Source organism: Enterobacter sp. CGMCC 5087 (genome assembly GCF_003144775.1).
Lineage (GTDB): Bacteria > Pseudomonadota > Gammaproteobacteria > Enterobacterales > Enterobacteriaceae > Enterobacter > Enterobacter cloacae_M.
In genome coordinates this window covers 22699-33549 of record NZ_QFXN01000108.1, presented here as the reverse complement: position 1 = coordinate 33549, position 10851 = coordinate 22699, and the positions used below count along the sequence as shown (strand labels likewise).

The following is a 10851-nucleotide window of genomic DNA, read 5'->3' as shown; positions in this document are numbered from 1 at the left end:
TTTACCGCCGGGAGCCCGGGTCGCCAGGGTGGTGGCGATTGAGCCACCCTGGCACGTTCACCGGTCATGTCGTTAAAGAGTAGCAAGGAACATAAAGTGAACGGAATGACCACCGCAGCCGTATGTTCCCCTCACCCTAACCCTCTCCCCAAAGGGGCGAGGGGATTGTTCGCTACTCGCATTCATTTGTGAGGATTAGAGCCAGCACGCGCAGGCCGGGTAAGGCGTAGCCGCCACCCGGCAATACCCTCACTGTGCAGCAGCTTTCACCGGCGCAGCCTCATCATTCGCCGCAGGCTGATTCTCCGGCACGCTGTCGCACGGTTTTGCTTTCGGACAGACCCGATCCAGCATTTTCAGCGTCACGCCGTTGCTCCAGCCGAAGCCGTCCTGCAGCGGATACTCACCGCCGCCGCCGCCCGTACCGGTTGTCGACACGTCATACTTCTCGACCAGTTTCTTTTCGCGGTCGTAAGTATGCTGAACGTTCTTCAGGAAGCGCCAGGTCACGTCCATTGAGACCTTCTCCTGTCCGTAATTCTGCAGCCCTTCAGCGGCCACCCACTGCAGCGGGGCCCAGCCGTTTGGCGCATCCCACTGCTGGCCGCTATTGACGGTGGTGGTCGCAATACCGCCCGGCTTCAACAGGTGCGATGAAGTTGCCGCGGCGACTTTATCGGCCCGATCCTGCGCCGCCGCCTTCACGTAAAGCGGGAACAGGGCTGCCGCCGTGAGCTGATTGCGTACCTTCTTGCTTTTCAGATCGTAATCCGCGTACCAGCCCTCTTTATCATTCCACAGGTGGCTCTCGATGGCTTTCTGACGCGCCGTCGCCAGCGCCTCGTATTTGCTTGCGCTGGCGGCGTCGCCACTCTCCTGGCTTGCCCGCGCCAGCAGTTTTTCCATCTTGAACATCAGGGCGTTCAGGTCCACGGGGACAATGCTGGTGGTTCGGATGGTGCCGAGCTTTTGCGGATCGTCCATCCAGCGGGAGCTAAAGTCCCAGCCCGAGGCCGCAGCGGAACGCAAATCACGGTAGATCTCGGTCGCAGGCCGGTTAGGGTTACTTTTGGCGGTATTCACGTCGTCAAGCCAGGACTCCGGGCGCGGGGTGTCGCGATCGTCCCAGTAGCGGTTGAGGATAGCGCCGTCGTCCAGTTTTACCACGCGTTTGTTAGCCTGCCCCGGCTGAAGGGCGTCGACGCCGTCCATCCAGTAGGCATACTCTTTCTCCATCTGCGGGCGGTACTTCTTCAGCGCATCGCTGTCGTGGGTCGCCAGCAGTTCAACCATCATTGAGAAAAACGGCGGCTGGGAGCGGCTCAGGTAATAGCTGCGGTTGCCGTTGGGAATGTGGCCGAAGGTATCAATCTCATACGCAAAGTTATCCACCATGTCGCTGATTTTGTCCCAATGTTCGCTCTCTGCCAGGCCCAGCATGGTGAAATAGCTGTCCCAGTAGTAGACCTCGCGGAAACGTCCGCCGGGCACAACGTAAGGTTTGGGTAACGGCAGCAGGGAATCCCATTTGTTGCTGGCTTTATCCGTGGTGCGCGTCAGCACGGGCCAGAGATCGTCAATGTGCTCACGTAAACTTTGTCCAGCAGGCGGAACATATTTTTCCCCTTCCGCAGGGAGCGTAAAGTTCATCTCGACAAAGTGGCGTAAGTCAAAGCTGGATTGCGTGTGCTGCATCCGGTAATCCGCCAGAATCATCAGCGGGTCGCTTTTGGGGACGGCATCCGCGAAGGTTTTCTGATCGGGAAACAGTTTGGCGCTTTGCACATCGTTAAACAGAGGGCCCAGCAAAATATCGGGTGAGGTTGTCTGGGCTGCGGGGCTATCGTCGGCATAACCGCAAGTCGCGACGCCGAGCAGCGCGCCTCCTAACGCAAGGGGCAAGAATGCGGGGCGTAGTGTACGAGGTCTTATCATCAGTTCGTCTCCTGTCTTCACTAAACAGCGTGACCGCTGTTGTCAATCACCTGAAAACCTTAGACGAATATTGCCCGCTTCGCGTTAATAATTGCCTACCCGTCAGACCTCTTCCGGCGTCTGGCTGGCTTCCCGCAGCGTGCCCGGCGCATGTCCAATGATGCGCTTAAATGCCCGGCTAAACGCCGCCAGAGAGCCGTACCCCAGCCGCAGCGCGACGGTTTCAATCGGCTGATTTTCGTGGCGAATGTACTGGATGGCCAGGCGCATTCTCAGCTCGCTGAGATATTTTGCCGGAGTGGTTCCCGTCGCGGCCAGAAACCGTTCGGCGAACACGGAACGGGACGTGCCCGCTTCTTTTGCCAGATCCGCCACGCTCCAGTTCAGGCCGGGCTGCTGGTGCATGGCGTAAATGGCCCGGCTCAGGCGCGGGTCGCGCAGAACCTGCACCCAGCCGGTGGCTTTACCACACCCGCCTTCAACCCAGCCGCGCACGATTAACGCCGCCACCACGTCGGCCAGACGCGCAAGGATCCCGGCGTACCCGGCCTGACGCGCCACGGATTCCCGCTCCATCGCCGCCAGCAGCGGGTGGATCTCCGGCCAGGTGGACATCAGCCGGCTGACCATCATCACTTCCGGCATCGCCTTGATCAGCGGCTGCATCCCGCCCAGCTCAAAATCCATGCACCCGCTAAAGATGAGGGTGTTCTCGCTCTCCGGGCAGGGCTCGCAGGTGATGGCACACACCGAGCTGCAGATAGGCTCGCTGGGAAAGTCGCTGACAGGGGTAATGGTGGCCCGCTCGTCGGAGAGTAGGGCATGGGAATTGCCGCCTGGAATAAAGAGGGCGTCTCCGCTGCTCAGTTCGAACGTCGCACCGCTTTCCATCCGCAGCTGGGCGCTGCCGTGGCTCACGAAATGAAACTGCGCCCTACCGGGCGCCTGATGGAAGGCGACGCCAAACGGCGCGCTGGCTTCAATCCGCCGGTATTTCACCCCTGACAGGCGCATGCCGCGTAAAAGTTCGCTGATCAGATCGGGTGACTGGACGGTCATGGCGCAACTCCGGACGAATAATCAATAAGTGGAGATTATATGTCATAGATCGTCCAGGGTGAACCTTCTATTCTTTTGCGACGGTTGTCACATTTTTATAACGGGAGATCAACAGATGAGTTCATGTGTCGCGGCGAGCGAGGCGGTAGCGCCTGCAAAACCCGCCTGGCGGGCCGTCTATTCACTGGGGCTGGGGGTATTTGGTTTGATTACGGCAGAATTTCTGCCGGCGAGTTTGTTAACGCCCATGGCCGCGAGCCTGGGCGTGAGTGAGGGAATGGCCGGGCAGGCCGTCACCGCTACCGCGCTGGTGGCGCTGGTCACCGGATTGCTGATCACCCCGGCAACCAAGAGTATCGACCGCCGCTGGGTGCTGATGTTTTTCTCGTTGCTGCAAATTATCTCCAGCCTGCTGGTGGCCTTTGCGCCCAACCTGCACGTCCTGCTGATGGGCCGCCTGCTGCTGGGGATCGCCATCGGGGGATTCTGGGCGATGTCGACGGCGACCACGATGCGTCTGGTTCCGGCAGATAAAGTGCCGAAGGCGCTGGCGGTGATTTTCTCCAGCGTATCGATAGCCACGGTGGTCGCGGCGCCGCTGGGCAGCTATCTGGGCAGCCTGATCGGCTGGCGCAACGTCTTTGTTCTCTGCATTCTACCGAGCATGCTGGCGCTGCTGTGGCAGCTCTGGGTCCTGCCGTCCATGAAGCCGGAGAGCAGCGGCAGCCTGAGTACGCTGTTTCGCGTGCTGCGTCGTCCGGGGATGATCGGCGGCATGCTGGCGACCATCCTGATCTTCAGCGGCCATTTCGCCTTCTTTACCTACCTGCGCCCGTTCCTGGAAACGGTGGGGCAGGCGAGCGTGGAGACCATTTCGCTGATCCTGCTGGGCTTTGGGCTCGCCAACTTTGTCGGCACATCCGTTGCAGGGCATCTGCTGGCTCGTAATCTGCGCCTGACGCTGGCGCTGGTGCCGTTTGCGATGGGCGTTCTCGCGCTCACGATGGTGGCGTTTGGTCATCTGGCGATGCTGGACGGGTTCCTGGTCGCGCTGTGGGGCTTTGCATTTGGTCTGGTTCCGGTGGGCTGGTCAACCTGGCTTGCTACCACCGTTCCGGATGAAGCCGAAAGTGCAGGCGGGCTGCTGGTGGCCTCAATTCAGCTGGCAATCAGTGCCGGTGCGGCCGGGGGCGGGGCGGTATTTGACCTTAACGGTGCCAGCGGCGTATTCGCGGGCAGCGGTCTTTTGCTGGTAACGGCGATGGTGATTGTGTTTATGGGCGTGAAAGTGAAAGCAGAGTGAGCCTTTTCCCTCTCCTTTGGGAGAGGGACTTAACGGGCGTTCATTGTTCTATGCTGTTGCTCTTTCATTCCAGGTGTCTTTAAACATGATATTCCCGTCGCAATATTTCCATTCAATCGATTCATAGCGGAGTTCGACTTCTTCCATATGCGCACTTGCGATACCGAGCGGGTGCAATACTGGCGAGATCCTGGTTATTTTGACGTTTTCCAGAGTGATATTGAAGTATTCGCGCTCAATACCGGCATCATCAATTTTATACATTTTGATTAATGCCGTTTTGAAGGTTTTACCTGTACATACGGCACGAAAAAGATGGGGTGTGATGCGATCTATTTCTTTTTCAAAGGTAATGGGAACATGAAGGCGCGTTCCTGTCAGTTTTCCCGTGTTGGAACTGGTGGGGATCCAGACGGAGTGATTAAACGATTTGAGTTCGGTAGAGCCCAATCTTGTAGGCATTAAACACTCGCCTAATACGGGAGCATTATTTTCGTCAGTAAACCATATATGTGCTGGTGTAGACATTTATTGATCCTTTGTTTTGTAACGAAATGCAATGAAGTACACAACTAATATAATAATCCCAACGATTCGTAGTGCAATTTTTTCGTTTTCTATAAAACTCACCACGACAGCACCGAGAATGATGGCGAATATTCCAGTGCCATACCAAAAAAAATCATCCATAATGTCTTGTAAGAAACTTTTTAAAAATTGTTTCAAAAATGCTTTTATCGATTGCCACATTATCGCATCATTCTATTCAGCGCATCAGCAATTTCGCTATCGGATGCAGTGTTTAAGTTAAGATAACCGGCTTTCATTATCACCGGTTCAATAAGGAAATACATCATTTCCAGCTTTTCAACATACAGCGCATGGTAAAATAACGGCTTAAATTTTTTAAGTGTATTTGCGCTATCTGCCGCATGCTGAACTATAGCGTAAAGGTTTAATACGGTAATTACACCTCCTGTGCTCAAACCAACCTTTCTCATAAATGCACTTTTTACGGCCGCGTTCATTTTATTACCATAACAGATGTATGACGTGACAGCATAAATCAAACCGTTCTTAGATACTTGCTTTACTGAATAGTTTGTTGTAAATGGTATTAATTTTTCGAGAATGATTTTTCTTTGAATAATGGATCTGTTATGAAGCATCGTTTCAATATAAATCCTTACCATTCTAAAAATTACATCTCTATGCTTAACAAGCTCGGCGACTCCTGCTAAAAACCTCAAATCTTCCGAACCCAATTTTTTACAGACATCCTGATAATTATCAGTGAAGCAAGAGGTATAATAAAGCAATCGCGTGGTCGCATCGCCAAGATTATTTAAATATTCGATGGCACCATCCTTTACCCCCGCCACGGCACGATCGAGCCTTAATGCGAGATCTTTATCGGATCCAATTCTTTCTATAATTTCCTTGCTGTAATACATAATATGGCCCTGTTATGTGCAGGGTGTATCATGGTCTACGTTATCGTCTAAGGACAGTGATCGGACTCGCACTTTTAAACGTAAAGTAAAGAATAAACATTAACCTATTTTCTAAGTTAATTGGTGCGTTTTTATAATTGATGCGATGAATTAGAAAGAGTTAAATAAACTTGAGATTATTGAGAATTATATATTCAGCGAGGAATGGGGAGATATTACTGGATGATGACATAATTTGTAGGCCGGGTAAGCGCAAGCGCCACCCGGCATCACGGTAAGACTTACAGCCCTTTCTTATCCATCCACACTGTCAGATCCACCAGACGGTTTGAGAAGCCCCACTCGTTGTCATACCACGCCAGGATCTTCACCATGTTCCCGCCAATCACCAGCGTGGAAAGCCCGTCGATAATCGAGGAGCGTGGGTCGCCCTGGTAATCGCTGGAGACCAGCGGTTCATCGCTATAGCCCAGAATACCTTTCAGTGGCCCGCTGGCGGCCGCGTTGCGGAACGCTTCGTTCACCTCTTCGGCGGTCACGTTACGGCTCAGCGTTACCGTTAAATCTACAATCGACACCACCGGCACCGGTACGCGCAGGGAGTACCCGGTCAGTTTGCCGTCAAGGGATGGGATCACTTTCCCCAGCGCTTTTGCCGCGCCGCTGGAGTAAGGCACAATCGACAGCGCCGCCGCACGCGCGCCGCGCAGGTCTTTCTCCGGCTGATCGTGCAGCGCCTGGCTGTTGGTGTAGGCATGCGTGGTGTTCATCAGGCCATGCTCAATCCCGAACTGCTGATGCAGCACCTGAGCGGCAGGCGCCAGGCCGTTCGTGGTGCAACTCCCGTTACTCACCACCGCGTGACGGGCTGGATCGTACTGCTCGTGATTAACCCCCATCACAATCGTCAGGTCGTCGTTCTTCCCGGGGGCGGAAATGATGACGCGCTTGGCGCCGCCGTGGGTGATATGCACCGCCGCTTTTTCCCGCTCGGTAAAGAAGCCGGTGGCCTCAATCACCACGTCAACGCCGACGTCACGCCACGGGATATTCGCCGGATCGCGTTCGCTAAATACGGCGATTCGCTGCCCGTCTACCTGCAGCGCGCCGTCTGCCGCTTCTACGGGCGCGGGAAGCGTGCCCAGAAGGGAATCATGTTTCAGCAGGTGGGCGAGGGTTTTACTGTCCGTCAGATCGTTAATGGCCACAATCTGCAGATTCGGGTTGCCCAGCGCCGCGCGCAGGAAATTACGTCCGATACGGCCGAAACCGTTAATACCGACCTTAACCATGGTGCACTCCTTATCTCTGTTGTCTGGAGTCACTGTAGGCGTCGGGCCGGTTGGCGTAAACGACAAAAAAGGATCATATTACGCCATTTTGCGGCAGTGAAAGCGCTGGCGGTACTCGCCGGGCGTGAGGTGAAGCTGTTTCTCAAAGATGCGGCGCAGGTTAATGCTGGTGCCAAACCCGCTTTGCTCGGCAACGCGCTCAAGGGAGTCATGGGTCTGCTCAAGCAGCTGGCGGGCCGCGGCCAGACGCGCTTCGGTCACGTAGCGGGCCGGAGAAACTCCCGCGTCGCGGGTAAACACGCGGGTGAAATTACGCGGGCTCATTGCCGCTTTCTCGGCCAGATTTTCCACGCACAGGTCGGCGGTCAGGTTTTGCAGGATCCAGGTTTGCAGTTCGCTTATCGGACCGGATGCGCCGGGCTGCTGCAGGCTGTAACGGCTGAACTGCAGCTGGCCGCCGGGACGGCGCAGATACATCACCATATCCTGCGCCACGTCGCGGGCGAGGGTAAATCCGTAGTCGTCTTCCACCAGCGCCAGGGTCAGATCGAACCCGGAACTCACGCCGCCGGAGGTCCAGATGGGGCCATCCTGAATATACAGCGGGCCGCCTTCGACCTGGATTGACGGATACTGGGCTTGCATCGTCTCCAGCAGCCGCCAGTGGGTGGTGGCGCGGCGACCGTCCAGCAGGCCGGTCTGGGCCAGCAGCATCGCGCCGCCGCAGATAGAGGCTACCCGCCGGGCGTGCGGCGCAGCGAGGTGCAGCCAGTCCACCACCGCCGTGCTCTCCTGCTCGTTCATGCCGCGTCCGGTGATGATAATGGTGTCCAGCGGTTCGCGCGGATCCAGCTCCGGCAGACGATAGTCCGCCAGCAGATTCAGGCCGGACTGGCCGTGGATCACCTGGTGAGGCTGCGTGGTGGCGATGATAATCCGGTAGCGGGGGGGCGCAAGCCCTTCCGGATGCAGCCGGTTGGCCTGCATCAGAATATCGGCGATACCGGCGGCTTCAAACAGCATGCCGCCGTCAGGAACAATAATCAGGATCTTCTTCATGTCCTGAAAAGTACCTTTATTACAGAATAAGTCAAGAAACGCATGACCCCCACGTTTCTGGCAAAGCAAAGCGATTTAAGTTCTTTGTTATTTCAGGCGTTATCCCCGATCGTCAGAGAATTATCTCTGGCGAAACGGCGTCTGAAGGAATGAGTCAACGAAGCTCCCTCTATTTACATCCGCAACAACGCGAACAAATCCGCCATCTCGCATCGGGTTTTTTATGGCGAAGCGAACTGCCTACCTGGCTGGTAATGTTCACGATTTATGCAGGCTGGTTTGCCACGCTGGCGTTTTGGCAAACGCTCGGCCTGCTGCCCGCCACGCTGCTGCTCATCTGGTTTACCGCCTGGTACATGTCGCTGCAGCATGAGCTGATCCACGGACACCCCACGCGTTTTGCCTGGCTCAACCAGCTGTTTGGCACGCTCCCGCTGGCGGTCTGGTATCCGTATGGCCTGTATCGGGACTCCCATCTCGCCCATCATCGGCACCATAGCCTGACCCATCCGGTGGATGACCCGGAGTCATACTATTTTACCGACGAGAGCTGGGCGCGCTTTTCCCCCTGGCAGAAGCGTACGATCCGCGCCCGGAATACCTTCGCCGGGCGGCTGGTGCTGGCCCCGCTGCTGGATATCCTGCAGACGCTGGGCAGCGCCGTGACGGCATTTCGCCACCTTCACCTGCGGGCGATGGCGATGTGGCTGGTTCACGTTTTGCTGCTGGTGGAGCTCTTCGCCTGGATGGCGCGTACCGGTTTTTCACCCGTCTGGTTTGTGCTGGCCGTCAGCTATCCGGCGCTGGCGCTGACCAAGGTCCGATCGTTTTTCGAACATCGCGCGGCGGACGATCCGCTGGCGCGCTCCGTTATTAATGAGGCGGGGCTGTTCTGGCGGGTGCTGTTTTTGAATCTCAACTACCATTCAGTACATCACGATCTGCCGGGCGTTCCCTGGTACGGGCTGAAGGCCATCTACGAGCAAAACCGGGAGGCGTACCAGCGGCGAAACCACGGTTTTCTCGTCAGGGGCTATGGTGAATGGCTGCGTCAGTTCTGGGTCAGGCCCGTTGACGTCACCGTTCATCCCGCAAAACAACAGGGGGAAGGGTATGAGTAACCTGCTGGCATTTCCCATGTATGCCGTGGATCGCGCCGATACGCGCGCGCTCTGGCTGGCGGTAAAGGGGCTGCTGGCCGCGCGTGGTGTGACCGTCGATCGTGACCCCAGCTGGCCGGAGTCCGACCTGCTGACCCACTGGCAACAGCCTGCGCTTATCCTCAGCCAGACCTGCGGTTATCCGCTGGTCACGCTGCTCCCGGACGTGCAGGTGGTCGGCTGTTTTCACTACGCGGCACCGGGCTGCGAAGGGATCCAGTACCGCAGCTTTCTGGCGGTGCGCGAGGAAGATCGGCACCTCACGCTGGCGGATTTTCGCGGACGTCGGGCGGTCTGTAATTCCCCGGATTCCCAGTCCGGCTACAATGCGCTGCGAAAAAGGGTGGCTCCCCTGGCGAGCGGCGGTCCTTTTTTCGCGCAAACGTCCTTCAGCGGCAGCCATCGCCAGTCGCTGATTGATGTGAAACGCGGGGCAGGGGATATTGCGGCTATCGACTGCGTGACCTGGGCACTGCTGCAGCGCCATGAGCCGGAACGGCTTGCGGGGCTGGCGGTCATTGACCGCACCCCGCTGACACCGGGACTGCCGCTGATCACCTCGCATAACACCTCACCTGAAACGCTTGACGCTATTCGCGATGCGCTCCGCGAGCTGGTGGATGCGCTGGAATACCGGGAGGTGCGCGACGCGGTGCTGATCGACGGTTTTAGCGAGGTGACGCGCGAGGCCTACGCCTCATTGTCCGCGTGATAAATCTCCTGCGCGTCGGTAAAGCAGCGCAGCGCCAGAGAGGAGACCGGCTTCTGCCTGCGCATAATCAGGCCGACGGGAGCCTCAATGTTCGCGTCGGCGATGGGGACGATCCTGAAGTTGCTGTTCAGTGCCTCCAGCCCGTTGTTCAGCGGCATGACGGCGCAGCACACGCCGCTCTGAACCGCCTGAATGATCTGGAACGTCGAGTCGCTCTCGAAAACGGACGTCGGTTCGATGCCGGCAGATTTAAAGCTGGCCTCCATATGCGCCCGGTAGTGCATCCCTTTGGTCAGGAACCCCAGCGGAAAATCCGTCAGGTCGTGCCAGGTCAGCGTTGCCTGGCCGAGCTGAAAATGGCGGACGTCGTGCAGCAGGCCCATCTTCGTTTTTGGCAGCTGGATAACGTCAAACAGGCTGGTGTCGATGCTGTTGAGGTAGCAAATTCCCAGCTCAAGCTGATTGCGGCTGACGCCGTCGGCAATCTGCGCTGAGGACATGGAATAGAGGCTGTAGGTCAGCTCCGGGTATTTTTGCGTCAGCAGGCGAATAAAGATCATCGGATCCACGCTCGCCAGCGGCACCATCCCCAGACGTAGTTCGCCCACCACCTGGCCTTTGCACAGCGCGGCTTCCGCCTGTAACCCGTCGTGCGCGGCAAGCAGGGCGCGGGCCCACGCGAGGATGCGTTCACCCTCCGGCGTAAACCCTTCAAAGCGCTGCCCGCGCACGATCAGCACCAGCCCCAGCTCCTCTTCCAGGCTGCGGATGCGCATGGAGAGGGTCGGCTGGGTGACGTTGCACTGCGAGGCCGCTTTACCAAAATGGCGGGTCTCGTCGAGCGCGATTAAATATTTTAACTGTTTAATATCCATCA

11 protein-coding genes are annotated in these 10851 nt (G+C 57.0%); 3 read left to right on the top strand and 8 right to left on the bottom strand.

Annotated features, from left to right (window positions below; all coding sequences use genetic code 11):
* Nucleotides 1–249: 249 nt before the first annotated feature.
* A complete protein-coding gene (locus DEO48_RS10165) occupies nucleotides 250–1935 on the bottom strand; it encodes an alpha,alpha-trehalase (protein WP_109845075.1) in 1686 nt (561 codons plus the stop codon).
* A 102-nt stretch (nucleotides 1936–2037) separates the two neighbouring features.
* Entirely contained in the window at nucleotides 2038–2994 is a 957-nt protein-coding gene (locus DEO48_RS10160; RefSeq protein ID WP_109845074.1) for an AraC family transcriptional regulator, read from the bottom strand.
* A 115-nt stretch (nucleotides 2995–3109) separates the two neighbouring features.
* Here DEO48_RS10160 and DEO48_RS10155 point away from each other — a divergent pair, with 115 nt between their 5' ends.
* Complete coding sequence (locus DEO48_RS10155) at nucleotides 3110–4297, top strand: MFS transporter (protein ID WP_109845073.1); 1188 nt, start codon at nucleotides 3110–3112, stop codon at nucleotides 4295–4297.
* A gap of 48 nt (nucleotides 4298–4345) precedes the next feature.
* Here DEO48_RS10155 and DEO48_RS10150 read toward each other — a convergent pair whose 3' ends face one another.
* The 5 genes from DEO48_RS10150 to DEO48_RS10130 all read right to left on the bottom strand — a co-directional run bounded on the left by DEO48_RS10150 (nucleotide 4346) and on the right by DEO48_RS10130 (nucleotide 8102).
* On the bottom strand, nucleotides 4346–4825 hold the full coding sequence (locus tag DEO48_RS10150; protein WP_064672699.1) for a type VI secretion system tube protein Hcp: 480 nt from the start codon (nucleotides 4823–4825) through the stop codon (nucleotides 4346–4348).
* Nucleotides 4826–5047 (bottom strand): hypothetical protein, encoded by a 222-nt coding sequence (locus DEO48_RS10145; protein ID WP_058841373.1) that lies wholly within the window; start codon nucleotides 5045–5047, stop codon nucleotides 4826–4828.
* Nucleotides 5047–5751: a hypothetical protein gene (locus DEO48_RS10140; RefSeq protein ID WP_109845072.1), complete on the bottom strand. Its 705-nt coding sequence runs from the start codon at nucleotides 5749–5751 to the stop codon at nucleotides 5047–5049. The genes DEO48_RS10145 and DEO48_RS10140 overlap by 1 nt, the downstream gene beginning before the upstream one ends.
* A 281-nt stretch (nucleotides 5752–6032) precedes the next feature.
* Nucleotides 6033–7043, bottom strand: a complete 1011-nt coding sequence (gene gap / locus DEO48_RS10135) for a type I glyceraldehyde-3-phosphate dehydrogenase (RefSeq protein ID WP_109845071.1) — start codon at nucleotides 7041–7043, stop codon at nucleotides 6033–6035.
* A gap of 78 nt (nucleotides 7044–7121) precedes the next feature.
* Nucleotides 7122–8102, bottom strand: coding sequence for a GlxA family transcriptional regulator (locus DEO48_RS10130; RefSeq protein WP_109845070.1), 981 nt, complete (start codon nucleotides 8100–8102; stop codon nucleotides 7122–7124).
* A 149-nt stretch (nucleotides 8103–8251) separates the two neighbouring features.
* Here DEO48_RS10130 and DEO48_RS10125 point away from each other — a divergent pair, with 149 nt between their 5' ends.
* Complete coding sequence (locus tag DEO48_RS10125) at nucleotides 8252–9223, top strand: fatty acid desaturase (protein WP_109845069.1); 972 nt, start codon at nucleotides 8252–8254, stop codon at nucleotides 9221–9223.
* A complete protein-coding gene (locus tag DEO48_RS10120; RefSeq protein WP_109845068.1) occupies nucleotides 9216–9974 on the top strand; it encodes a phosphate/phosphite/phosphonate ABC transporter substrate-binding protein in 759 nt (252 codons plus the stop codon). The genes DEO48_RS10125 and DEO48_RS10120 overlap by 8 nt, the downstream gene beginning before the upstream one ends.
* On the opposite strand, the gene DEO48_RS10115 is transcribed toward DEO48_RS10120, so the two are convergent.
* Nucleotides 9953–10849: a LysR family transcriptional regulator gene (locus DEO48_RS10115; protein ID WP_109845076.1), complete on the bottom strand. Its 897-nt coding sequence runs from the start codon at nucleotides 10847–10849 to the stop codon at nucleotides 9953–9955. The genes DEO48_RS10120 and DEO48_RS10115 overlap by 22 nt on opposite strands.
* Nucleotides 10850–10851: the final 2 nt, after the last annotated feature.